General features: G+C 56.2%; 22 protein-coding genes and 1 pseudogene. 8 read left to right on the top strand and 15 right to left on the bottom strand.

What is annotated here, in order from left to right; translation table 11 throughout:
- Positions 1–27 precede the first annotated feature (27 nt).
- The 4 genes from tauD to tauA are packed head-to-tail and all read right to left on the bottom strand — an operon-like array spanning position 28 to position 3,447.
- Positions 28–879: a taurine dioxygenase gene (gene tauD / locus On2M_RS09280; protein ID WP_151218580.1), complete on the bottom strand. Its 852-nt coding sequence runs from the start codon at positions 877–879 to the stop codon at positions 28–30.
- Positions 876–1,706 (bottom strand): taurine ABC transporter permease TauC, encoded by an 831-nt coding sequence (gene tauC, locus On2M_RS09275; RefSeq protein ID WP_210904703.1) that lies wholly within the window; start codon positions 1,704–1,706, stop codon positions 876–878. The genes tauD and tauC overlap by 4 nt, the downstream gene beginning before the upstream one ends.
- Complete coding sequence (gene tauB, locus On2M_RS09270; RefSeq protein ID WP_210904702.1) at positions 1,703–2,470, bottom strand: taurine ABC transporter ATP-binding subunit; 768 nt, start codon at positions 2,468–2,470, stop codon at positions 1,703–1,705. Before tauB ends, tauC begins: the two co-directional genes overlap by 4 nt.
- A gap of 14 nt (positions 2,471–2,484) precedes the next feature.
- Complete coding sequence (tauA, locus tag On2M_RS09265) at positions 2,485–3,447, bottom strand: taurine ABC transporter substrate-binding protein (protein ID WP_210904701.1); 963 nt, start codon at positions 3,445–3,447, stop codon at positions 2,485–2,487.
- 419 nt (positions 3,448–3,866) lie between these two features.
- On the opposite strand from tauA, the gene On2M_RS09260 reads away from it, so the two are divergent.
- The 6 genes from On2M_RS09260 (at position 3,867) to fbpC (ending at position 11,661) form a co-directional block, all read left to right on the top strand.
- Entirely contained in the window at positions 3,867–4,496 is a 630-nt protein-coding gene (locus tag On2M_RS09260) for a response regulator transcription factor (protein ID WP_151218773.1), read from the top strand.
- Complete coding sequence (locus tag On2M_RS09255) at positions 4,496–6,037, top strand: MASE1 domain-containing protein (RefSeq protein WP_151224834.1); 1,542 nt, start codon at positions 4,496–4,498, stop codon at positions 6,035–6,037. Before On2M_RS09260 ends, On2M_RS09255 begins: the two co-directional genes overlap by 1 nt.
- 85 nt (positions 6,038–6,122) lie before the next feature.
- Entirely contained in the window at positions 6,123–7,427 is a 1,305-nt protein-coding gene (gene uhpC, locus On2M_RS09250; RefSeq protein ID WP_151224833.1) for an MFS transporter family glucose-6-phosphate receptor UhpC, read from the top strand.
- Positions 7,424–8,455, top strand: coding sequence for an ABC transporter substrate-binding protein (locus On2M_RS09245; RefSeq protein WP_003021397.1), 1,032 nt, complete (start codon positions 7,424–7,426; stop codon positions 8,453–8,455). The genes uhpC and On2M_RS09245 overlap by 4 nt, the downstream gene beginning before the upstream one ends.
- A 69-nt stretch (positions 8,456–8,524) precedes the next feature.
- Positions 8,525–10,603, top strand: a complete 2,079-nt coding sequence (locus tag On2M_RS09240; protein ID WP_210904700.1) for an iron ABC transporter permease — start codon at positions 8,525–8,527, stop codon at positions 10,601–10,603.
- Positions 10,604–10,614: 11 nt separating this feature from the next.
- Positions 10,615–11,661, top strand: coding sequence for a ferric ABC transporter ATP-binding protein (fbpC, locus tag On2M_RS09235; RefSeq protein WP_151224831.1), 1,047 nt, complete (start codon positions 10,615–10,617; stop codon positions 11,659–11,661).
- A 38-nt stretch (positions 11,662–11,699) separates the two neighbouring features.
- Here fbpC and mmuM read toward each other — a convergent pair whose 3' ends face one another.
- The 9 genes from mmuM to On2M_RS09190 all read right to left on the bottom strand — a co-directional run bounded on the left by mmuM (position 11,700) and on the right by On2M_RS09190 (position 21,861).
- Entirely contained in the window at positions 11,700–12,632 is a 933-nt protein-coding gene (gene mmuM / locus On2M_RS09230) for a homocysteine S-methyltransferase (protein WP_151218573.1), read from the bottom strand.
- Positions 12,619–14,022, bottom strand: coding sequence for an S-methylmethionine permease (gene mmuP, locus On2M_RS09225; RefSeq protein ID WP_151218572.1), 1,404 nt, complete (start codon positions 14,020–14,022; stop codon positions 12,619–12,621). Before mmuP ends, mmuM begins: the two co-directional genes overlap by 14 nt.
- A 274-nt stretch (positions 14,023–14,296) precedes the next feature.
- Positions 14,297–15,511: a 3-(3-hydroxy-phenyl)propionate transporter MhpT gene (gene mhpT / locus On2M_RS09220; RefSeq protein WP_210904699.1), complete on the bottom strand. Its 1,215-nt coding sequence runs from the start codon at positions 15,509–15,511 to the stop codon at positions 14,297–14,299.
- Positions 15,512–15,579: 68 nt separating this feature from the next.
- The gene (gene mhpE / locus On2M_RS09215) at positions 15,580–16,593 is read right to left on the bottom strand and encodes a 4-hydroxy-2-oxovalerate aldolase (RefSeq protein WP_151218570.1); all 1,014 of its coding nucleotides are present in this window, start codon (positions 16,591–16,593) and stop codon (positions 15,580–15,582) included.
- Positions 16,590–17,540: an acetaldehyde dehydrogenase gene (mhpF, locus tag On2M_RS09210; RefSeq protein WP_151218569.1), complete on the bottom strand. Its 951-nt coding sequence runs from the start codon at positions 17,538–17,540 to the stop codon at positions 16,590–16,592. The genes mhpE and mhpF overlap by 4 nt, the downstream gene beginning before the upstream one ends.
- On the bottom strand, positions 17,537–18,346 hold the full coding sequence (gene mhpD, locus On2M_RS09205) for a 2-keto-4-pentenoate hydratase (protein WP_187252948.1): 810 nt from the start codon (positions 18,344–18,346) through the stop codon (positions 17,537–17,539). The genes mhpF and mhpD overlap by 4 nt, the downstream gene beginning before the upstream one ends.
- 9 nt (positions 18,347–18,355) lie before the next feature.
- Positions 18,356–19,222: a 2-hydroxy-6-oxonona-2,4-dienedioate hydrolase gene (gene mhpC, locus On2M_RS09200; RefSeq protein WP_151224829.1), complete on the bottom strand. Its 867-nt coding sequence runs from the start codon at positions 19,220–19,222 to the stop codon at positions 18,356–18,358.
- Between the two features lie 28 nt (positions 19,223–19,250).
- Positions 19,251–20,195, bottom strand: coding sequence for a 2,3-dihydroxyphenylpropionate/2,3-dihydroxicinnamic acid 1,2-dioxygenase (gene mhpB, locus On2M_RS09195; RefSeq protein WP_151218566.1), 945 nt, complete (start codon positions 20,193–20,195; stop codon positions 19,251–19,253).
- A gap of 1 nt (position 20,196) precedes the next feature.
- Entirely contained in the window at positions 20,197–21,861 is a 1,665-nt protein-coding gene (locus On2M_RS09190; RefSeq protein ID WP_210904698.1) for a bifunctional 3-(3-hydroxy-phenyl)propionate/3-hydroxycinnamic acid hydroxylase, read from the bottom strand.
- Between the two features lie 192 nt (positions 21,862–22,053).
- Between On2M_RS09190 and On2M_RS09185 the strand changes: the two genes are divergently transcribed.
- Together On2M_RS09185 and On2M_RS09180 are read left to right on the top strand one after the other, a co-directional pair.
- Positions 22,054–22,866, top strand: a complete 813-nt coding sequence (locus On2M_RS09185) for a DNA-binding transcriptional regulator (RefSeq protein ID WP_219608506.1) — start codon at positions 22,054–22,056, stop codon at positions 22,864–22,866.
- A gap of 135 nt (positions 22,867–23,001) precedes the next feature.
- Positions 23,002–23,191 (top strand): annotated as a pseudogene (locus tag On2M_RS09180) (antibiotic biosynthesis monooxygenase); the annotation flags it as partial.
- Positions 23,192–23,299: 108 nt separating this feature from the next.
- Here On2M_RS09180 and On2M_RS09175 read toward each other — a convergent pair.
- Both On2M_RS09175 and On2M_RS09170 read right to left on the bottom strand, forming a co-directional pair.
- Positions 23,300–23,776 carry a cold shock domain-containing protein gene (locus tag On2M_RS09175; protein ID WP_187252951.1) on the bottom strand — a complete coding sequence of 159 codons (477 nt, stop codon included), beginning with the start codon at positions 23,774–23,776 and terminating at the stop codon, positions 23,300–23,302.
- Between the two features lie 86 nt (positions 23,777–23,862).
- Entirely contained in the window at positions 23,863–24,108 is a 246-nt protein-coding gene (locus On2M_RS09170) for a DUF2543 family protein (protein WP_151218563.1), read from the bottom strand.
- Positions 24,109–24,498 lie beyond the last annotated feature (390 nt).

The following is a 24,498-nucleotide window of genomic DNA, read 5'->3' as shown; positions in this document are numbered from 1 at the left end:
GCCCGATGAAAAAGCACCACCGGACTGTTAGCCTGCACGGAAGTAAGGCTTATCTCCCAGAATCGTTGCCCGATGCATAATGCGCCGCTGCGGTAGATAATCCGCATTCGCATAATGCTGCGTCACGCGATTATCCCAAATCGCGACATCGTTAGGCTGCCAGCGCCAGCGCACCTGGAACTCCGGTTTATTGATATGCGCGAACAGAAATCCCAGTAACGTCTCGCTCTCTTTTTCCGTCACATCGACAATTCGCGTCGTAAATCCCTCATTCACAAACAGCGCCTGTTTTCCGCTTACCGGATGTGTGCGCACCACCGGATGCAACAGAGGCGGATGCTTCACTACCGCCTCCAGCCAGCGATGATGCTCCTCCTCCGTTTTGCGGTATTTATATTCCGGGAATGATTTACGGAAATCATGCTCTGCCCGCAGACCGCTCAGCAACTGACGCAAAGGCTCTGAAAGCGCCTCAAACGCAGCAATTCCGCTGGTCCACAGGGTATCGCCCCCGGTTGATGGAAGCTCTTTCGCCGCTAAAATCGCCCCGGCAGGCGGCGTGTCAATAAAGGTTACATCGGTGTGCCAGTTGTCGTTATCCGGGGGATTATCATTATGCGTATCCAGCACGATAATCTCTTCTACCCCTTCGGCATGCGGATAGACCGGATGAATATGCAGATCGCCGAAACGCAGCGCCAGCGTACGCTGCTGTTGCGGCGTAATCACCTGCTCACGCAGAAACACCACCTGGTGACGCAGTACTGCGTGATAAAGCTGCTCGAACTGGTTATCACTCAGCGGGCGCGCCAAATCCGCACCGGTAATTTGTGCGCCAATATACGGCCCCAGCGGGGTAATGATCAGACGTTCACTCATTGTACTTCTCCATGCCAGGGCGTCAGACGGCGCTGAAGCGCACGCAGACCCAGTTCTAAAATAAACGCGATAACGGCAATCACCGCAATCCCCGCCAGCACCACATCCGTTGCCAGAAACTCACCGGCTGACTGCACCATAAATCCTAAACCTCGCGTGGCGGCTATCAGCTCTGCAGCCACCAGCGTCGACCAGCCCACGCCAAGCCCGATCCGTAACCCGGTGAGTATGTCCGGCAATGCCCCCGGCAAAATAACAAACCACAGCACCTGCGCACGGCTGGCTCCCAGCGATTGAGCAGCACGTACTCTCACCTGCTGCGCGCTTTTGACCCCCGCCAGCGCAGACATTGCTACAGGGGCGAAAATCGCCAGATAGATCAGCAGGATCTTCGAGGTTTCGCCAATGCCAAACCAGATGACCATCAGCGGTAGATAGGCCAGGGGCGGAACCGGACGATACAGCTCAATGATCGGATCGAGAATGCCGCGCATCGTCGGACTCAGCCCCATAGCGATTCCAACCGGAACGCCCAGCAGCACCGCCGCCAGCAGCGCGATAACAATACGTGTCAAACTCGCCGCCAGATGCTGCCACAGCGTGGCATCCATAAATCCCTGCGGACCGGCAATAACGATCAGCTTTTGCAAAACCTGCCCTGGTGGCGGCAAAAACAGCGGGCTGATTAACTGCAGCGCCGCCACAGTCCACCACAACACCAAAATGACGGCCAACGTACCAAGGCTTAAGGTAATCTGCCGCGAGAACGGCCAGCGCCAGTTCAGTACCCGCTGGCGGCGGGGTTTATCATTAATCACCACGCTCATGAAAACGCCTCCCGTTGTTCAAAGACTCGACCTAACACGTACTCGCGCATGGCGATAAACTGCGGATCGGACTTAATGCTGCGACTCGACTCTCCAGCCACAAAGCGACGGGCGAAATTCAGCGGCAGACGCTCCAGTACCCGGCCAGGGCCTGGCGATAGCAATACCAGCTCCGTTGCCATAAACACGGCTTCTTCAATATCGTGGGTAATCAACAGCACCTGTTTGCCCGTCTCATGCCACAGCTTCAGCAGCAGAGTTTGCATCTGCTCGCGAGTAAAAGCGTCGAGCGCGCCAAAGGGTTCATCCAGCAGCAACAGCTGCGGGTTGGCTGCCAGCGCCCGGGCAATACCGACGCGCTGCCGCTGTCCACCGGAAAGCTGCCAGATAAAACGTTTGCCCGCGTCCTCCAGCCCGACTTTCTGCAACATCTCCAGGGCAATACGCTGACGCTGTGGTTTATCCACCCCCGCTAGCTGCAGACCAAAAGCCACGTTGTCCTGCACGTTGCGCCAGGGCAGCAGGCCTTCGTTCTGGAACACGACTCCGCGATCTGCGCCGGGACCGTCAACTTTCTTGCCCGCCAACGTAATGCTACCGTGCTGATACGGCGCAAACCCGGCAATCAGATTTAACAACGTGGTTTTCCCGCAGCCGGAAGGTCCGAGTACTACCAGAAGTTCGCCGCTATCAAGCGTCAGGTTGATATCCTCCAGCGCCGGTTTTCCACCGTAGCTGGCGGCAAGATGTGAGATTTTCAGCATCAGTGCCTCCTTATTTATTGCACGAAGCGATCGGTCACGTACTGGCTGTAATCTGTCGCCACGGCGGGGACTTTGCCCTGCTCTTTAAGGAACTGCGCGGTGTCGATAATCGCTTTATTCACCGCTCCATTTAGTTCGGCAGTCTGCTGTTGCGGCGTCAGGTAAGCGTTACCTTTCACCAGCCCCGGTACATCCGCCTCCGGCACACCGCTTAAACGCGACAATTTACTGATATTTTCTGACTGCTTTAGCCACTCATCAGGATTGGCGATATAAGGTTGCTGCGCGTCGATAGCGCTTTTGGCAAAGGCTTTAACTACCTCTGGGTATTTCTCGGCAAAATCTTTGCGCACCACCCATACGTCCAGCGTCGGCGCGCCCCACTCGCCAACCTGCGATGAGTCGGTTAACACCCTGCCATCTTTTTCCAACGCATTGACCGCAGGCGCCCAGACGTACGCGCCATCAATGTCCCCACGCTGCCAGGCGGCAATAATTGCCGGTGGCTGCAGGTTCACAATCTCAACCTGACCGGGCTTGATGCCCCAGTGTTTTAACGCTGCCAACAGGCTGTAATGAGTAGTAGAGATAAACGGCACGGCAATGCGTTTACCTATCAAGTCTTGCGGTTTACTGATATTTTTCTTCACCACCAGCGCTTCAGAATTGCCAAGTTTTGATGCCAGCAGGAAAACCTCAATCGGCACCTGCTGACTGGCTGCTACCGCCAGCGGACTGGAGCCAAGATTACCGATCTGCACGTCGCCGGAGGCCAGCGCCCGGACGATGCTCGCGCCGCTGTCAAATTTGCGCCAGTCAACAGTCGCGCCGCTCTCCTTCGCAAAAGTGTTATCCGCCTGCGCCACTTTGGCGGGTTCGGCGGAGGTCTGATAAGCGACGGTGACGTTCACCGCCTGTGCCTGAAATGCGATGAATGCCAGTACGCCGAGAAATGCGTTACGCGATGAAATAGCCATGATTTTCTGTTCCCCTGTCTTGTTATGGGGGCAGTATTTCGTTGCGGCACAATTTGATAAAGGAATTAAAAATTCTGGCTAAGAACAAAGCGTTTTTAGAAAAAAAGCGGCAATGCTTATACACAAAATCATTCAAGATACGTTGAGGCGGTAACGGAAGCCCCCCAGGAGCATAGATAACTATGTGACTGGGGTTTCTGACAAATCTGCCGGGAGCAGATTTGAACGCTGTTTGCAGCGGCCCCATAAGGGGCGAGGCCCAGGGATGGGCCGAGTAATCCGCAGCCAACAATGAGGCAGCTTGAAGGATGCCTTGTATTGCGATTTTGTTACATTCGTTACATAACTGCACCTGGATGATTGCCAGCGCGGCGCTGGCAGGCATCATAGACTGCATTATCAGGCAAGAGAGCAATATCATGATTCATGTTGTGCTGGTGGATGACCATGTGGTGGTGCGTTCCGGCTTTGCGCAATTACTCAGTCTCGAAGACGATCTCAACGTTACCGGTCAGTACAGCAGCGCAGCTCAGGCGTGGCCTGCGTTACTGCATGATGACGTAAACGTTGCGGTGATGGATATCGCCATGCCGGATGAAAATGGTCTGAGCCTGTTAAAACGACTGCGAGCACAAAAGCCCGGTTTTCGCGCCATTATTCTCAGCATTTATGACTCTCCCACATTTGTGCAAAGCGCGCTGGATGCCGGCGCCAGCGGTTATCTGACCAAACGCTGCGGACCAGAGGAACTGGTGCAGGCGGTACGTTCAGTCGGTATGGGCGGGCATTACCTGTGCGCCGACGCGCTGCGGGCGCTACGCGGCGGCGAACAACCCGCACGGGTCCTGGAGGTACTGACCCCCCGCGAGCGCGAAGTGTTTGATCTGCTGGTCAAAGGCGACAGCGTGAAAGAGATAGCCTTCAAGCTCGATCTCAGCCATAAAACGGTGCATGTTCATCGCGCGAACGTGCTGGGCAAACTGCAATGCCACAGCACCATCGATCTGGTGCATTTTGCCCTCGACCACCAGTTGCTGACGGGGCATTAATGTCGCGTAACCTTCGTCATTGGGTTATTTCTCTGTTTATTCTGCTGGCCTGGGGATCGGGCTGGCTGATGCTGTGGACGCTGGGTTTTTACCTGACCCACAACGGCCAGCAGGCGGCGCTATTCCTGCCGCACGGCGTCTATCTCGCGCTGCTCATCCTGCTTTCTCGCCGTTACTGGCCCGCGCTGATATTGCCGCCGGTGCTGATGTTGTTCTGGCTGCACAGCGAGCAATTATTGAGCGGCTATATCCTGCTGGCTGCGCCGTTTATTAGCCTTATTCCGGCAAGCATCGGCCAGTCATACTGGCACCGCTTCCCCCTTTACTGGCAGCGCTTAACGCTACTGCTGGCTGCGGTGACGCTTACCTCATTGCTCAATACCGCCCTGCTTTCACCATTTATCCAAAGCCCGGCAACGTTAATTGGCCTGGCGTCATTTACCGGTGGCGTGCTGCTGACGCCGTTTGTCTATCTGATCTATGAATTTCTGCGCCAGCAGCACCGCTATCATCTGCTCGGGTTGGATACCACCAATCCCCCGCTGCGCACCTCACTTATCATCTGGTGCAGTCTGTTTTTTATTATTGGCATTGGCACCCAGATGGTGCTGTCACCAGAGATTGAGCGTCTGCTGCTGATCGTGGTGTTCCTACCGAACGTGGTGATGGCATGGAAATTCGGCTGGCAGGGCGGCGTGTTGTCCGGATTGCTCGGCAGTATGATGATCACTATCGCCCGGCAAATCGGCGTCGGGTTCAGTAATTTACTGGAGCTGGAGATTTTCCTCGCCACCCAGGCGCTGCTGGGCATCGGGCTTGGGATCGCTATCAGCCGCCAGCAACATCTTGCACAAAACCTGCACCATTATCGCCAGCGTCTGGAAGCCGAACTGGCGGCACGCCGCGAGCTGACCGAGCAACTGATCCGCACCGAAGAAAATACGCGCAAAAGCCTGGCACGGGAACTGCATGACGAAATTGGTCAGAATATCACCGCCATTCAAATTCAGTCGCAGCTGGTCAAACGCGCGCCGGGACGCGAGCAAACGCTTGTGGCGGCAAATCAGATCAACGACCTTGCCCGGCGTATTCACCACTCCACCCGCCAGCTGCTGCGCCAACTGCGCCCGCCCGCGCTCGATGAACTGGCCTTTAAAGATGCCCTGCATCACCTGGTGAATGAATTTGCCTTTGCCGAACGAGGCATTCGCTGTTGGTTTGACTATCAGCTTGAAAATACGCCAGAAAATGAAACGGTGCGCTTCACACTGTATCGGCTGCTGCAGGAGTTACTCAACAACGTCTGTAAACATGCCGACGCCAGCGAAGTATCGATTACGCTGCGTCAGCAGGAACAGCGCTTGTTTCTGGAAGTCGCTGACAACGGCGTGGGTATTCTGCCGGAAAAAATTCCCGGTTTCGGTATTCAGGGGATGCGTGAGCGGGTCAGCGCTCTTGGCGGCGAACTGACGCTCGAATCGAACGGTGGCACACGGGTAATTGTTAACCTGCCCACAAATTTGCAACAAATCAGCCGCTAACCAGGAAAAAGTCTTAGCCACTCTGGACTTTCTCTCATCCTCTTTTGCTTTCACTTTCCTATAGTCAGCACAAACGGAGACAGCCATGCACGCACGCTCAGCCAGCGAAACAGACCAACAATACCGGGCGCTACGCCCTCGGCTGCTGATGTGTATGGTAATTGGTTACGCCGCGTTTTATCTGACACGCAAAAGCGTCAACTACGTTCTCCCGGCGCTGCAAACGGACCTCGGTCTGGATAAAAGCGATATCGGCCTGTTGGGGTCGCTGTTTTACCTGACCTATGGCCTGTCGAAATTTACCGCCGGACTGTGGCACGACAGCCACGGACAGCGCGCATTTATGGGCATCGGCCTTTTCGCCACCGGCGTTTTGAATGTGCTGTTCGCCTTTGGTGAATCGCTAACGCTGCTGCTGGTGGTGTGGACACTAAACGGTTTTTTCCAGGGTTGGGGCTGGCCTCCCTGCGCCCGACTGCTGACTCACTGGTACTCGCGCAACGAACGCGGATTCTGGTGGGGCTGCTGGAATATGTCGATCAACATGGGTGGGGCAATTATCCCGCTGATAAGCGCCTTTGCCGCCCACTGGTGGGGCTGGCAGGCGGCGATGCTGGCACCGGGGATTATCAGCATGGCGTTAGGCATTTGGCTCACCCTGCAACTGAAAGGCACGCCCCGGGAAGAGGGATTACCAACGGTTGGAGAATGGCGACACGACCCGCTGGAACTGCGCCAGGAACAGCAAAGCCCGCCGATGGGACTGTGGCAAATGTTGCGCACCACCATGCTGAAGAACCCGATGATCTGGCTGCTCGGCGTGTCGTATGTGCTGGTCTATTTGATCCGTATTGCGCTTAATGACTGGGGCAATCTCTGGCTGACAGAAAGCCACGGCGTGAATCTGCTCAGCGCCAATGCCACGGTGATGCTGTTTGAGGTCGGCGGCTTGTTCGGCGCGCTGTTTGCCGGATGGGGATCAGATCTGCTGTTCAGCGGTCAGCGTGCGCCGATGATTTTGTTGTTCACGTTGGGGCTGATGGTCTCTGTCGCCGCGCTGTGGCTGGCACCGGTACACCACTACGCACTACTGGCAATGTGTTTCTTTACGGTGGGCTTTTTTGTGTTTGGCCCACAGATGTTGATTGGCCTCGCGGCGGTGGAGTGCGGACACAAGGCGGCGGCAGGTTCAATCACCGGTTTTCTCGGACTGTTCGCCTATCTGGGGGCCGCGCTTGCGGGTTGGCCGCTGTCGCTGGTCATAGAACACTACGGCTGGTCGGGAATGTTCAGTTTGCTCTCGGTCGCTGCTGTCTTTATGGGTTTATTGCTAATGCCGCTGCTCATTGCGGGTATTACCCCTTCTCTCAGTCAAAGGATAAAACAATGAAACTGACGCTTACCTCTACCCTGATTGCTTCCGCTCTGACGCTGGCGGCCTTCAGCAATGCCGCTCAGGCGCAGGGCCGTCTGGTGGTGTATTGCAGCGCCACTAACGAGATGTGCGAAACCGAAACCAAGGCCTTCGGTGAAAAATATGACGTGAAAACCTCATTCATTCGCAACGGCTCGGGCAGTACGCTGGCAAAAGTGGATGCCGAGAAGAAAAACCCGCAGGCGGATGTCTGGTACGGCGGGACGCTGGATCCGCAGTCCCAGGCCGGTGAAATGGGTCTGCTGCAGCCCTATAAATCCCCCAATCTCGAACAGATCATGGAGAAATTCCGCGATCCCGCGAAGGTGAAAGGCAACCTGTCCTCTGCGGTTTACGTCGGTATTCTGGGTTTTGGCGTCAATACCCAGCGCCTGAAAGAGAAAAATCTGCCGGTGCCAAAATGCTGGAAAGATCTGACCAAACCGGAATACAAAGGCGAAATCCAGATTGCTGACCCACAAAGCTCCGGTACCGCCTACACCGCGCTGGCGACTTTTGCCCAACTGTGGGGTGAAGATCAGGCCTTTGACTACCTGAAACAGCTCAACGCCAACGTCTCTCAATACACTAAATCAGGCATTGCCCCAGCGCGTAACGCCGCACGTGGCGAAACAGCGATTGGTATTGGCTTCCTGCACGACTACTCGCTGGAAAAAGAACAGGGCGCACCGCTGGAGCTAATTTCACCGTGCGAAGGTACTGGCTATGAGATCGGCGGCGTCAGCATTCTGAAAGGCGCGCGCAACCTCGATAACGCCAAACTTTTCGTTGACTGGGTACTGTCAAAAGATGCTCAGGAACTGGCGTGGAAGAAAGGCAAGTCCTATCAGATCCTGACCAACACCACCGCCGAGACGTCTCCTAACTCGCTGAAACTCGACGACCTGAAGCTTATCAATTACGACATGGATAAGTACGGCTCAACCGATGTCCGTAAAGCGTTGATCAATAAGTGGGTCAGCGAAGTGAAGATGGGTAAATAAACCTACATCGGCGATCATTTGCCGGGTGCGGCGTAAATACCGCATCCGGCCTGGAATACCGGAACCGCTATGTCACACACACTTGCACTCCATCCCGTGAAAAAACGGGATGCGATATTTCTTTGGGTTTTGCTTGGCTGGCTGGCGTTTGCCCTGTTACCAAGCTGGAGCCTGGACTACGGCCTGCTGGAGTCGACGCGCGAGGAAATACTCGCCGCCTACGGTTGGTCACAGTTCAATATCAGTTGGTTATGGTATCTGCTGCCGAGCCTGCTGCTGGTACGTCCGTTCCATGAGGCCAGGCGCGAACAGCGCGGCCGCCATTATCTTGACGCTGGCTGGGCATTCTTCTGTATGGCGTTTATCGTCGCCAGCGCGACTCTTGAGGGGCGCGGCTTAGGCTATGCCACCATTGTGCTGTTTGTGGCACTTGGCGCGATCATGACCCTGGCACTCACCCGTCTGGAATGGCTGGGCGGCGACCGTTTCGTCATCGGTTCGCTCACCGCGATTGTCGCGCTAATCGGTATTTTTATCGTCTGGCCGAGCATCGCTATTTTTATTCCGATGTTCACCAACGACGCCGGAGAATTTGCCCCGCAGGCATTTATGAATGTGCTGTCTCAGGCGCATATCATTCAGGTGATCCTCAACTCGATTATGCTGTCGATTGCCGTCGGCGTCGGCTGCACCTTCTTTGGCCTGGTGCTGGCTATCTACACTACCCGGATCGCCAAACGCAGCGCCATTATCGGACGAATTTTCTCGATTCTGCCGATCGTCACCCCGCCGTTTGTTGTGGGGTTAGGCGTCACGCTGATGATGGGGCGATCCGGTTACATCACCGAATTTATGGTCGAATGGTTTGGCTTAACCAACACCAACTGGCTGTACGGTTTTACCGGCATCTGGCTGGCGCAGGTACTGGCCTTCACGCCGATGGCATTTATGATCCTCGACGGGGCGATTAAAACCATTCATCCGTCGCTGGAAGAGGCCTCTTACACCCTGCGCGCCAGCCGCTGGCAGACCTTTAACGGCGTGTTTGTCCCGCTACTGAAACCAGCACTGGCCAACGCCTTTTTGATTGTGGTGGTGCAATCGCTGGCTGACTTCAGTAACCCGCTGGTGCTCGGCGGAAACTTCGACGTGCTGGCAACGCAAATCTACTTCTACATCACCGGTTCGCAGCTCGACTACCAGGCCGCCAGTACGCTGGGCGCATTCCTGCTGCTGTTCTCGCTGCTGGTGTTCTGCGTGCAGTACATGTGGATTGGTAAACGCTCGTACGTCACCGTTTCCGGTAAATCCTACCGGGGCGACGTACAGCCACTGCCGGTGACGCTGGTGTGGAGCGTGGTCGCGCTGTTGGCAGTGTGGATTGCCTTTAACGCCCTGCTGTACGGCAGCATTTTCTACGGCAGTTTCACCGTTAACTGGGGCGTGGACTACACGCTGACGCTGGCGAACTTTACCAAACTGTTCGGCCAGGGGATGAGCGACGGCGCGTGGCCTTCACTGCTCGACACCCTGCTCTACGCCGGGATTGCCGCGCCGATCACTGCTATCTTCGGCCTGCTGATCGCCTGGATTGTGGTGCGCCAGCAGTTTAAGGGCAAAAAGACCATCGAATTCACCACTATGTTGTGCTTTGCCGTTCCGGGCACCGTCGCGGGCGTGTCGTACATTCTGGCCTTTAACAGCGCCCCGGTGTACCTCACTGGTACGGCGGCGATTGTCATTATCTCGATGGTAATGCGTAACGTCCCGGTCGGTATTCGGGCAGGTATCGCGGGCTTAGGCCAGATCGATAAATCACTGGATGAAGCTTCGCTTAGCCTGCGCGCTGGCTCGTTGCGGACCATTACGCACATCCTGCTGCCGCTGCTGCGCCCGGCGATCCTCTCGGCGCTGATCTACAGCTTTGTGCGCGCCATTACCACCGTCAGCGCCATTGTGTTCCTCGTCACGCCGGATACCCGCGTAGCCACAGCCTATATCCTTAACCGCGTGGAAGACGGCGAATACGGCGTGGCGATTGCCTACGGTTCTATTCTGATCGTGGTGATGCTGGCGATTATTTTCATCTTTGACTGGCTGATCGGTGAATCACGAACCTCCCGTTCAAAAGCCAAAAACCAGGCGTAATGGAGCGCACTATGACTCAGAAAAATTTCGTTGAACTGCGCAACGTCACCAAACGATTTGGCAGCAACACGGTTATCGACAATATCAATCTCACCATTCCGCAGGGACAAATGGTCACGCTGCTCGGCCCGTCCGGCTGTGGCAAAACCACCATTTTGCGCCTGGTCGCCGGGCTGGAAAAACCGAGCGAAGGACAGATTTTCATTGATGGCGAAGACGTCACCCATCGCTCAATTCAGCAGCGTGATATCTGTATGGTGTTTCAGTCTTATGCCCTGTTCCCGCATATGTCGCTGGGAGAGAACGTTGGTTATGGCCTGAAGATGCTCGGTGTGTCCCGCGCTGAGGTGAAATCCCGCGTCAAAGAGGCGCTGGCGATGGTCGATCTGGAGGGGTTCGAAGAACGCTATGTTGATCAGATCTCCGGCGGTCAGCAGCAGCGCGTGGCACTGGCGCGCGCACTGATCCTCAAACCGAAAGTGCTGCTGTTTGATGAACCGTTAAGTAACCTCGACGCCAACCTGCGTCGCAGCATGCGCGACAAGATCCGCGAACTGCAAAAGCAGTTTGATATCACCTCGTTGTACGTCACCCACGATCAAAGCGAAGCCTTTGCGGTTTCCGATACCGTGCTGGTGATGAACAAGGGACACATCATGCAGATCGGTTCACCGCAGGATCTCTATCGCCAGCCCGCCTCGCGCTTTATGGCAAGCTTTATGGGTGATGCCAACCTGTTCCCGGCCACCTTCAGTGACCAATACGTTGATATCTACGGCTATCACCTGCCGCGCCCGTTGCACTTTGGTACGCAAGGCGAAGGTATGGTCGGCGTGCGCCCGGAAGCGATCACGCTCAGCGATCGCGGCGAAGAGAGTCAGCGCTGCGTGATCCGCCACGTGGCCTATATGGGCCCCCAGTATGAAGTCACGGTGGAATGGCACGGGCAGGAGATCTTATTACAGGTCAACGCCACACGTCTGCAGCCGGACGTCGGCGAGCAGTATTATCTCGAAATCCATCCGTACGGCATGTTTGTTCTGGCGGATGCGGCATGATTTATGCCGGGTGGCGCTGCGCTTACCCGGCATTATTCTTAGCGCTGCGCGTTCAGCTCAGCAATATCTTTCGGCGTGGTGCGACAGCACCCGCCAATCAACCGGGCGCCAGCGGCCTGCCACTGCGGCAGATAATCCGCCAGCTGCGCACAATGCTCACCGTGATGATGCCAGGTTTTGCTCGCGGCATCGTAGTGCTCACCCGAGTTCGGATACACCACCAGCGGCAGCGTCGTTAAGCTGTGTAAATGCTGCAACGCGGCGGTGGTGTTTTCCAGCGCAATGCAGTTAATCCCTAACGCCACCACCTGCGGATAACCCGATAGCAGCGCAACTACGTCACGCAGCGGCGTACCGTCACTCAGGTGTTCGCTGTCGCGCAGGGTAAATGAGAACCACGCCCGTGCGCGCGGATACGCTGTCAATAGCTCAGCCAGCACGCTAATTTCGGCAAAATTTGGCAGGGTTTCACAGGCTAACAGATCGGCCCCGGCATCCAGCAAGGCTTCCACGCGCGGGCGGTGAAACGCCTGAAACTCTTCAGCGCTACATTGGTAATCACCACGGTATTCAGAACCGTCCGCCAGATATGCGCCGTAAGGCCCGACGGATCCTGCTACCAGCAGCGTGCCTGCCTGCGGGTTCTCGGCCAGATACGCTTCACGGGCTTTACGCGCCAGCTCCACGCTTTTACCAATTAGCGCTTTCGACTGCGCTTCATCCAGACCACGGGCGGCAAACCCCGCCGGTGTCGCCTGATAGCTGGCGGTGATCGCACACTGCGCCCCCGCCCGGTAGTAATCGAGATGGACTTCGCGGATAAGCTCCGGATTTTCGACCAGCACTTTGGCTGACCACAGGCTATCGGCTAAGTTACAGCCACGCGCTTCCAGCTCCGTCGCCATCGCACCATCGAGCAGCAGGAAATCCTGTTTATCGAGGATGGCGCTTAACGGATTATTCTGCGACATGTTCGGGCTCCTGTTTGGCTTTACGCGGTTGAGTAAGAAAATAGGCACCATAACACACCGCCACAAACGGTAACCCGCACCACAGCGCAATTCTCTGCGCTGGATCGAATGCCAGCCCGACACAAGCCACCAGACACAGCATAAATCCCAGTACCGGCACCAGTGGATACCACGGCGCGCGATAATGTAATTCACTCAATGCCTTACCCTGCTGCAGATGACGGCGGCGAAAGACGAAGTGCGAAGCGCAAATGCTCAGCCACACCGCCACCACTGCGAACCCGGAGATTGCCGACAGCGCGACAAATACCGTATCCGGGGCCACCACGCTGGAAAATAGCGCCAGTACGCCGCCAAGCATACTGACCGACAGCGCCGTCAGCGGCACGCCATTTTTCGTCACTCGGGCAAAACAGGCTGGCAGCGTGCGTTCATTCGATAGCGACCACAGCATGCGTCCGGAGGCATACAGCCCGGAGTTCGCCGCGGAAAGAATAGCCGTCAGGATCACGAAGTTAAAAATATCGGCGGCGTAAGGAATCCCCACCTTTTCAAACACCAGCACAAACGGGCTTTTCTCCACACCCGCCTGCTGCATCGGGATCAGCGCCGCCAGCACAAACACGGTGCCGATAAAGAAAATAATCAGTCGCGCGATGGTAGTACGGATCGCCACCGGAATGACCTTGCGCGGGTTTTCTGTTTCTCCGGCGGCAATACCGATAAGCTCGGTTCCCGAAAAAGCAAAATTCACCGCCACCATCGTCATCAGGATCGGTAAGCCACCGTGTGGAAACCAGCCTTCCGCCGTGATATTACTCAGTCCAGGCGCGGGCGAGCCATCCTGCATCGGGATAAAACCAAAAATCGCCGCCCCGCCGAGAATAATAAAAGCGATGATGGTGACCACTTTCACCAGCGAGAACCAGAACTCCCCTTCGGCAAAAAAGCGCGTGGAGATGACGTTCAGACCAAAAATAATCGCGCAGAACACCACGCACCAGACCCATACAGGCACCTGTGGAAACCAGTATTGCATACAGAATCCGGCGGCGGTAAAACTCGAACCCAGCGCGACAGTCCAGGTCAGCCAGTAGAGCCAGGCCACGGTATATCCTGTTGCGGGGCCGAGATAACGCGCAGCATATACGTGAAACGCCCCGGTCTCCGGCATCGCGACCGACAGCTCGCCCAGACACTGCATAACCAACCAGACCACCAGCGCGCCAATCAGATAGGCCAGTAGCGTTCCCGCCGCCCCGGTGGTGGAGATGATGTACCCGGTATTGAAGAATAACCCTGTGCCAATCACGCCGCCTAAGGAGAGCATTATCAGGTGACGCGTTTTCATTGTGCGCTTCAGTGGCGCATTTTGTTGTGCTGTTTGCATATAACCTTCTAACCGTATGGACATCTAAACATCCAAAGAAGGTTTGTTATACCGCGTTTGTTAACAGAATGCAAAGTCAACCCTGCACCAGGCGCAGATGCCCGCGCCGGGCGCTTAAGATCGGGTGGGAATTAATAATCAAATACAAAAAGGGCCGCCAGCTCATAACGCCTCCGTTGCCAGGCTTTATGTAAACTCTGGCAACGTCCTCACCGACTGGCGTTCACCCGGAAGTGGGAACCGTATCTCCCTGCTCATACTACCGAATGAGCGCTTAAGCACCGCTGGCCGGGATCGGCATCTGCGATTTGCGGCTCATCAGAATAAATACCGCCAGCCCTGCCAGCAATATCCCCGGCGCAGAAGCCGCCATCACCCCCACCGTTCCGGTGCCGAGCGCTAACATTTTTCCTGCCAACAACGGACCACTCATCGCACCCAGACGCCCGACGGCAACAGCGGTACCCACACCGGTGGCGCGGATCTGCGTGTTGTAAAACAGCGGTGCCAGCGCATACAACACGCTTTGCCCGCCGGTGGCAAACATCCCCGCCACAAATCCGGCCATCAACATGCCGCTCAATGACGATACCGTGCCCAGCGCCAGCAGAGATGCCAGCATCCCGGTGTAGATCAGCAGCGACATGACCACCGGGCGCAGTTTGTCCATTAACGCCCCGAGGATTAAGGTGCCGCTGGCTGCGCCAATTTGCAGGGCAAACATCACGCCCGCCGCCTGCGAGGGCTCAAAACCCTGCCCGACCAACAGCATCGGCAGCCAGTTGATCAGCATATACACCACCAGGAGGGTGAAGAAATAGCATAGCCACAGCAACAGCGTGGCGGTGGCCGTCGCTGGCGCAAACAGGGCGCGCAGCGGTGCAGCGGCAACCTGCGTTTGTTGGGTGTAAACCTGCGATTCCGGCAGCCAGCGCATCAACAGCGGCACCAGCAGCAGCGGGATCGCCCCGCCGACCCAGAACACCGTTTGCCAGGCTGAAGCCAGGCCGCTAAACCCGAGCGCCGCCGCCAGCGCCGCGCCAATCGGCACGCCGCAGTACATCAGGCTTACCGCCGTACCGCGAAAACGCGGACCCGCCGCCTCGGAAGTCAGCGCAATCAGATTCGGCAACGCCGCGCCCAGCCCGACGCCGGTCATCAGACGGGCAAACACCAGCGATGAGAAATTCCAGGAAACCGCTGTTGCCAGCGAGAAAAGGCCGAACAGCGCCACGGAGGCAATAAGAATCCGTTTGCGGCCATAGCGATCGGCCAGCATGCCACCCACCAGCGCGCCGGGCAGCAGCCCGAGAATGCCCGCGCTGAAGATCCAGCCCATTTGCATTTTATCCAATGCAAACGCATGGGCGATACCGACAGCAGCGATCCCGGCGGCCTGTAAATCCAGCCCTTCCATCAGGGCGACTAAAAAACACAACCCGACGGTCAATGTCAGGCGGGATGAGGATGCGGGGGTACGAGTAGTCATAAGATGTACCTCTGAAGTCACGATGCAGGTGAATCGCGGCTGATACATTGCCAGCCGCGTAATCATTTTTATTTGCTGTTGCGCAGATCCAGCGCCACGTCGACGATCATATCTTCCTGGCCGCCTACCATCCGGCGTTTGCCCAGTTCAACCAGAATATCTACCGCACTCAGGCCATAACGCGCCGCCGCGACTTCACAATGGCGCAGGAAGCTGGAGTACACCCCGGCATAACCCAGCGCCAGCGTTTCGCGATCCACCCGCACCGGGCGGTCCTGCAACGGGCGTACCAGATCGTCGGCGGCGTCCATTAGCGCATACAGATCGGTCCCGTGCCGCCAGCCGAGCTTATCCGCCGCGGCGATAAACACTTCCAGCGGTGCGTTGCCTGCGCCTGCACCCATACCGGCCAGGCTGGCATCGATACGGTCACACCCCTCTTCCACCGCGGCAATCGAGTTCGCCACGCCGAGGCTCAGGTTGTGGTGGGCGTGCATCCCGGTTTCCGTCTCCGGTTTCAGCACCGCTTTCAGGGCGCGGAAGCGGGCGCGAATATCGCTCATGTTCATCGCCCCGCCGGAATCGACCACATAGATACAAGTTGCACCATAACCTTCCATCAGTTTCGCCTGCTGCGCGAGGTTTTCCGGCGTGGTCATATGGCTCATCATCAGAAAGCCGACGGTGTCCATACCCAGTTCACGCGCATACTGAATATGCTGGGCCGACACATCCGCTTCGGTGCAGTGGGTCGCCACACGCACGACGCGCGCCCCAGCCTGATACGCATTTTTCAGGTCATGAATCGTGCCGATACCCGGCAGCAGCAGCGTGGCGATCTTAGCGTGCTTCACCACGTCCGCTGCCGCTTCAATCCACTCCAGATCGCTGTGCGCGCCAAAGCCGTAGTTAAAGCTGGAACCTTGTAAGCCGTCTCCGTGTGCCACCTCAATGGAATCGACCCGCGCGTCGTCCAGCGCTTTGGCAATCTGGCGCACGTTTTCCAGTGAATACTGGTGACGAATAGCGTGCATGCCGTCGCGCAGGGTCACGTCAGAGATATAGAGTTTTTTACCGTTCATGCTGCTTCTCCTGCCTTGCGTACCAATGACTGCGCCATCTTCTCAGCGGTCGCCAGCGCGCTGGAGGTCATAATATCGAGATTGCCCGCGTAGGCTGGCAGATAGTGCGCCGCGCCTTCCACTTCCAGATACACCGCGGTTTTCAGCCCGGAGAACTGACCGATGCCCGGCAGATTGACCGGTTTATCCTGCGGGATGACTTCAAATTGCACGCGCTGTTTCAGCCGATAGCCCGGCACGTACGCCTGTACCGCCGCCGCCATCTCATTAATAGACGCTTCAACTTCAAGCTGGGAAGCCGCTTCGCTCAGCACATACACCGTGTCGCGCATCATCAGCGGCGGCTCGGCCGGGTTAAGGACGATAATCGCTTTACCTTTTGCCGCGCCGCCAACCACTTCAATCGCCTTCGAGGTGGTTTCAGTAAACTCATCGATATTAGCGCGCGTGCCTGGACCCGCAGATTTACTGGCGATCGAGGCGATAATTTCGGCGTAATGGACTTTTGCCACGCGAGAAACTGCCGCCACCATCGGGATAGTCGCCTGCCCGCCGCAGGTCACCATATTGACGTTCTGTTGGTCAACGTTAGCGTCCAGATTCACCACCGGGACGCAGTACGGACCGATCGCCGCAGGCGTCAGGTCGATCAGGCGGATCCCCGGTTTTACGGCGCGCAGCGCGGCGTCGTTTTTCACATGCGCACCCGCACTGGTGGCATCAAACACGATGTCGATATCGGCAAATTCCGGCATGGCGATAAGTCCCGTAACCCCTTCATGGGTGGTAGCAACGCCCATACGTCTGGCACGCGCCAGACCATCGGATTGCGGGTCGATACCGACCATCACCGCCATTTCAAGCTGTTTCCCGTGACGCAGAATTTTAATCATCAAATCGGTGCCGATGTTACCAGAGCCGATAATGGCCACTTTACGCTTACTCATGACTGACTTCCTTTTGTAACCGCCGCTGAAAAGGTGGCGGCGACTGAACCAATACCCTCGATATGGGCTTCAAAACGATCGCCCGCATTCACCGCTACCATCGGACCTAAGGCCCCAGTGAGAATAATGTCTCCGGCGCGCAGCGGCTCGCCGAGGCTGGCCATTTTGCGCGCCAGCCAGACGGCGGCGTTGATCGGATGTCCCAGACATTCGCTGCCGCGCCCGCTGGAGACCTCTTCGTTATTGCGCGTCATTTTCATCGTGCAGTTTTTCAGATCTAACCCTGCCGGACGCTGTGCCGGACCACCGACCACATACACGCCACAGGAGGCGTTATCCGCCACGGTATCAACAAACTTGATTGACCAGTCGCGAATACGGCTGCCGACCACTTCCAGCGCGGGCAGTACCCACTCAATGGCGTTGTACAGCTCGTCAAAGGTAGTGTCGGCATTGGGCAAATCGCGGTTCAGCACCAGCGCGATTTCCGCTTCAATTCGCGGTTGCAGCACGCGCTCAAACGCAATGGTGTCGTTATCGCCGTAGCACATGTCGGCAAACAGCGTGCCGAAATCCGGCTGATCGACCCCCAGTTGCTGCTGCACTTTCGGGTGCGTCAGCCCTACTTTGCGCCCCACCACGCGACGCCCACGTGCCACGTCGTACTGTACGTTGATGCGTTGAATAGCGTAGGCCGCTTCGCCGTTGTCCACGCCGATCAGTTCACGCAGCGGAGCAATCGCTTCCCCTTTTTCCTCAGCCTGACGTAAATCGGCGGCTAACTGCTCAAGATTAAGATTGGTCATGTCCGTTCCTTAAGGGCGTGCGAGGAAATTCAGCACCAGCTGGTTAAAGGCATCCGCATGTTCCCACTGCGCCCAGTGTCCGCAGTCGCGGTAGATGTGCAGCTCAGAACCCGCAATTCCGGAGAGCAAGCGCAGTCCGGCGTCCATCGGTACGAAGCGGTCATTGCGTCCCCAGACAATCAGGGTCTGGGCTTTAATTTCCCCCAGTCGTGGGCCGAAGTCCGGGAACTGTTTCGGGTTGGCTTCGAGGCTTTTCACAAAGTTTTCCAGGTGATCGCGGCGCGACAGCATATTGTTCAGACGCGCTTCAAACAGCGCCTCAGTGAGATCGCTGGTATCGAAGACAAAGATCTCCATCATTAGCTTCAGGTTCTCGATGGTCGGCTCGCGGTACAGCTGATTCAGCCGCTTGATACCTTCGGTCGGCATCGGGGTAAACAGACTCATGCCGCCCGTTCCGCCGCCCATCAGCACCAGTTTGCCCACGCGCTCCGGCCAGCTCAGGGTAAACGCCACAGCACTGTGACCGCCCATCGAATTACCCAGCAGGTGGACTGTTTGAATATCCAATTGATCGACCACGCTTTTCAGGATGCGAGCGTTGAGATCGGATCGCGAACCGCGGTTAACGATCCCATCGCTTTTACCCCAGCCAGGACAATCCAGCAGGATCACCCGGTATCCGGCCTGCACCAACGGATCGATATTGCGACTGAAGTTCGCCCAGCCGGTCGCCCCCGGACCGGAGCCGTGCAGCAGCACAACGGTTTCTTCTCCCTGTCCACAGTCATTGAAATGCACGCGTAGGGTTTCGCCTGCTTCCTGCACCTCCAGGAAACGACTGGTCGCGGCTTCGGTTTGCGGTTGGTAAGTCATGGTTTTCTCCTGCATATTCAGTTCTGTTTCAGTTCTTTGTGGTGGCGCTCAGGGAGCCGAATCCGGCGATCCACTCCGGGATCGGGCGGTAATAACGGCCTTCGCTGCGCCAGTTGCCAAAGGCAGAAATAGCGGCGAAGGCGGCAACCCAGGTTTTTACTTCGTGCGTTGATTTGCCCGCCATCGCAGACAACTCTTCGTTACTGACCGCGTCCAGCTCCTGCAAACGCCCCTGTTCAAGCAGGGTCATAAAGCGGTTATCCCAGACAGGGTTCAGCGGGTGCAGCGTGTTTTGATCGGCCACGAACTTCTCGGCGGCGCTAATCACCCGCTGCTGGCGCAGCTCGCGCTCGTTTTCGGGCAGCTGCTTACCGCTGCCGAGCAGACGGTCGCGCATATGAGCATCGGCCTTCGCCAGCTCCGGTACCGGCGGCTGATGTGACAGCCCGCCGGAGCCTAAAAACAGTACGCGTTTATTCAATGAGCTGGCGAAACGGCCAATCGCTTCCCCGAGCATGCGGGTACGCTGAAAGCCCGGCAGCGGCGTGGCGACGCCGTTAATAAACACTGGCAGCACAGGGACCTTATCCAGCCCCCCGAGCAAGAACTCCAGCGGCTGGGCGAAACCATGATCGACTTGCATGTTGTAGGACACGGCGAGATCGATGCCGCTTTTCATCACCGCGTGAGCGCAAGCTTCAGCGAGATCTGTCGGCACTGGCAGTTCCCCCGCCGCGCTGCCGAAATCGCCGATCGCCGTGGCTCCCACACCTAAACAGAACGGCGGCATCACATCGTAAAAAAAACCGTTGTAGTGATCGGGGGCAAACAGCACTACCAGTTCAGGGTCAAACGCCGCGATACGCGCCCGGGCGTTGGCGATCACGCCGTTAACCTCGTCGAGCACGGCCTGAGCCGGGTCGACGTAACCCACCAGCGGCGAGTGGGAGAGACAGTGAAGATAAGCATGCATATCAGGCTACCTTTTCAACGGGAATGTCGGCGCTTACTCGGGTGAGGGTCATCACCGACGCCAGTTTATTCAGGGTACTGCCCAGGGTTTGCGGAATAGCGGTAGCAGCGACGAAACGGTCCGGGCGCATAATCACCAGCGAGGCGTTATGTTGGGCAAACCACGCGCGCAGGCGGTTTTGCGTATCGCCAAGGCGGGTCACGCCGTCATAGTTATCCTGCTCGGTGCTGATTTGCGTGTCGGGTACCACCTGGATAAACCGCGTGCCCAGCGCCTGCCACTGTTGGATCTGCGCCTCGCTCATGCCCCATAGCGGGTTACACCCCCAACCGATCACAGCGAAATTCGGTCCGATGACATTGTCGAGCAGCGTCACGTCGCCAGTTTCCAGCGTCACCTTCGGCTGGATAAACATCTTGCCGACCGGAGAAGTTTTCGCGTCGCCCTCACGCACCAGCGCCCCGGAGTGGTATTGCGGCATCGGTTTAAAACGCATCTCAAGGAAGTAGCGTTTGACCGGCGGAATGTAGTTCAGCAGCAAGGAAACCCCGTCGCGCACAGCACCGTGCCAGCGTTTCGGCGGCGCCAGTACGTTGCCTGCGGTCACGGAGAGATCGATCATCGCTTTGGCGTGGTCGCGACGTTCCTGCTGGTAGGTATCCAGCAGCGCATCACCGGCTTTGCCCTTAATCACCAGCGCCAGTTTCCACGCCAGATTAAAAGCATCGCGCATGCCGCTGTTGTACCCCTGCCCCTGCCAGACCGGCATAATGTGCGCTGCATCGCCCGCCAGCAGCACGCGGTCAACGCGAAAACGTTCGGCCAGACGGGCGTTATGGGTGTACACACGCTGGCGGATCAGTTCGACGTTGTCCGGGTTCGGCAATACTTTGCTCAGCAACTGGCGCATATTTTGCGGCTCACTGAGCTGTGCTTCGGTTTCTCCCGGCATCACCATAAATTCAAAGCGGCGCACCGCATGCGGCAGCGCGGCGGAGACATACGGGCGCACTGGATCGCAGCACAGATACACATGCGGCGTGCTGAGCGGATCGTTGGCGATATCCACCACAATCCACTGATTTGGAGCGGTTTTGCCTTCAAATGGCACATTCAGCGACCGTCTGACGTTACTGGCCCCGCCGTCGCAGGCCACCAGCCACTGGGCTTTCACCGTTTCGCGCTGGCCGTCCGGCGCTTTCAGATTCAGCGTTACTTCCCCGTTCTGTTGGCTGAAGGCTTCCAGTTCACGGGAAAACAGGCAGCGCACGTTGGGAAAACGCGACAGCCCTTCCAGCATCACTGCATCCACCTGCGGCTGAATAAACGCGTTGCGCCGCGACCAGCCAAATTCGTCGGTCATCGGCTGGATATCAGCAAAGCAGCGGCCTTTCGGGGTGAGGAAACGCATCGCGTGCCACGGAGTGGTATGCGGCAGCACGTTTTCGACCAGACCGACGGACTGCATGGTGCGCAGCGCTTCATCGTCAATCCCGATAGCACGGGGATAGTCGATAAGCGTGTCGAGCTTCTCCACCACCAGCACTTCAATGCCCATCTGGCCAAGATAGTTCGCCATCATCAGCCCTACCGGACCGGCTCCGGCAATCGCGACCTGAACGGTGTGTTGCACTGCGGGTTGGATATCAGGGTTTATTGTTGTCATTTCAGAACCTCACGACTCGGTCAAAACGCAATTACTACCCCAGGTGAGGTGCAATTGCGTTTTGTTAAAAAGATGTAAATTATTTTTTATTGTGCGGTCAGTATAGAAGTGAGTTTTTGCGCTACAATCAAAACATGCCTGGATGTGCACCAGGTGCACAACGTTGTTTTACCTTTAGATTTGTCAACGAATATGAAAAATGATGACAACACCGAATACAAAACCGTGCGCGGGCTAACGCGCGGATTAATGTTATTAAATATGTTAAATCGACTCGATGGCGGGGCCAGTGTTGGCCTGCTGGCTGAGCTGAGCGGCCTGCACCGCACCACGGTCAGGCGGCTGCTGGAAACGTTGCAGGATGAAGGTTACGTCCGACGCAGCTTGTCCGATGACAGCTTTCGCTTAACCATTAAAGTCCGCCAGCTTAGCGAGGGATTTCGTGACGAGCAGTGGATTTCTGCGCTGGCCGCCCCGCTGCTGGGAGATTTACTACGCGAGGTGATCTGGCCGACCGACGTTTCCACGCTGGATGTGGATGCCATGGTGGTGCGTGAAACCACCCACCGCTTCAGCCGCCTGTCGTTTCACCGGGCGATGGTCGGGCGTCGACTGCCGCTGCTGAAAACCGCCTCCGGCCTGACCTGGCTGGCATTTAGCCCGGAAAATGAACGTCAGGAACTGATTGAAATGCTGGCCTCACGACCGGGAGAAGAGTTCCAGTTGGCGCGAGAACCCTTAAAGCTCGACGCCATATTGGCTCGTGCGCGAAAAGACGGTTTTGGTCAGAACTATCGCGGCTGGGATCAGGAGGAGAAAATTGCCTCTATCGCCGTTCCCATCCGCAGCGAACAGCGGGTCATCGGCTGCCTGAATCTGGTGTATATGGCCAGCGCCATGACCATCGAACAGGCTGCGGAAAAGCATCTTCCAGCCTTACAAAAGGTGGCGAAACAGATAGAGGACGGCGTCGAGTCACAGGAGATTTTGGTTGCCGGGAGGTGAAGTTGATCACAGTTATGCAGATAATCTGATTGAGCGCTGGAATAACTCACTCACCGACCGATATATCACTGTGGCGTCTTCCCCGCAATATATCTTCATTACATAGTGTGCTTACGTTTTTTGCCAGGAGGTTGAATGTTAAAGATTATTGCCGAATGACTTCATCAAACTTGAGTATATTGAAACCGGTCTTGCTTTGTATCGTGAGCAAATATCGACCACCAGGAAAGAACCGCGCTGTATTGCTTATAACCTTTATATTGATGAAAAAGATCCGGGCCATGTTATTTTTATAGAAGAATGGCCAGAGCACGCGGCTCTCGATGGCATTTATTACAGAAGGCTTAAATTACTGAGTTGACTATTTGATGCAAAAAAACCGAAACCCGCTCAGAAAGAGCAGCGTTTCGGCATTCATTCACTCTGAAGGGCTTCAGACTTTAAGCAGTTTCACCGTCTCGTCGATATCGATTTCATCTTCCGAGAAGATCAGCGTCGTGCCCTGGAAGGTGGTGATGGCCAGCTTTTTCAGCGTGCGCATTTCGCCAGGCTTAACGTCTGATTTCGGTCGGATGCTGTTCATCAGCACGCCAACAGACAGTACCGCGTTCTCTTTGTCGATACGGGTCTCGGCAGGAACGTCTTCGCTGTAGACCAGGTATGATTTGATAGAGGTAAGCTTCAGGCGCTCACCTGCAATATAGATGTATTTGCTGTCCGGAATGACTTTCACCGCATAGGCAGACAGGCCTTTGTTGTTGGTGGTGGGTTCAAAGGTCACCGCCGCGTCTTTTTTGATCAGCTCAGGATTCGCAACCTTAATCACATGAAAATAGCGGTTATCGCCGTTTTCATCTTTGATAAATCCAAAGCCTTTATCTTTAAACCACGTTGTGATTGTTCCGTTCATTGCTGTTTCCGCCTGATTAAACCTATTACTTGTAGAGTATACCTACTCAATTTGCGCGCAGTGTAAAACACAGGCCACACCTTTGGCTACTCGTTACCCCAACGATTGAGAAACTCCGCGATATCATCGATGCGCTGCGCGTCGACGCCGGCCAAGGTTGCCATCTCCTGCTGTGCTTCTTCGCTGATCTCTTCGTTGTTCATTAGACGGGTGATCAACTGCTGGAAGTAGTGCGCCAGCGCGTCGCGTTCAGCGTCGCTCACCGGCTTTGCCGCTTCGGTCGCGTACTCGTCAGCGATATCATAATATTTTAGCGCTATGTCGTTGTTCATCAGGTACTCCGGGGTGAATGCGTGGGCCAGCAGGTTCCTGCCGTGTCTGATGTGAATGATAGCATTCTTATTTCGTGGTTCGCGATCTGTTTCCTGTCTGTGATGCGTAGCAGATATCAACACTATTTTCCGGAGTCGCTTCGAATTTAATAAATCTTCCTTTTATTAAAATAACTGCATTTTTATTCAGACTCTGATAATACCTGCAGAATAAATAATGCAGAAAAAGGAAGATAGACGTTTATTAATTTAGACAATGAGACGGAGATTAAACGCAGTAAATAACATTCTCTGCAGGCTGAATGCAATTGGCCCAATCTCATCGCTAGTCGCCCATTTGCCCACATTCATCTTCTGGACAACACTCTACGATGACACCACAGACCCAAC

Source organism: Citrobacter sp. On2M (assembly GCF_018035235.1).
In the GTDB taxonomy this organism is placed as follows: domain Bacteria; phylum Pseudomonadota; class Gammaproteobacteria; order Enterobacterales; family Enterobacteriaceae; genus Citrobacter; species Citrobacter meridianamericanus.
Note: the sequence above shows the minus strand (reverse complement) of the source record. Positions and strands in the feature narration are given on the sequence as shown.